The 276-nt window shown below is 35.9% G+C and carries 1 protein-coding gene; it reads left to right on the top strand.

What is annotated here, in order from left to right:
• Positions 1-276, top strand: a 276-nt coding sequence (locus Q4528_RS13765) for a hypothetical protein (RefSeq protein WP_303522128.1), incomplete at both ends; no start/stop codon positions are given.

The following is a 276-nucleotide window of genomic DNA, read 5'->3' as shown; positions in this document are numbered from 1 at the left end:
AGATTATGTAGTGCCCTCTTCTTTTTTAGGTGTGCATTCTCAGCAGGTACTAAAAACGTTGTATTTGAGTTTTGATTCTGTACCACCTAGGCAAAAAGTTATAGCAATGCTTGTCGAGATTCTTTTTATATTCGATAAATTCGCTCAAACTGATTTTGATGATGCTTCGTTGATTAAATATACATCTTTCCTTTTTGCTAAGGAGTGTGAGTGCCCTAAATGCGACTATCGATTTAATCAGGCACTGCTTGTTTCTTCATTGATAAACTCTCTAGG

Source organism: Staphylococcus pasteuri (assembly GCF_030547725.1).
Classification (GTDB): Bacteria; Bacillota; Bacilli; order Staphylococcales; family Staphylococcaceae; genus Staphylococcus; species Staphylococcus pasteuri.
Note: the sequence above shows the minus strand (reverse complement) of the source record. Positions and strands in the feature narration are given on the sequence as shown.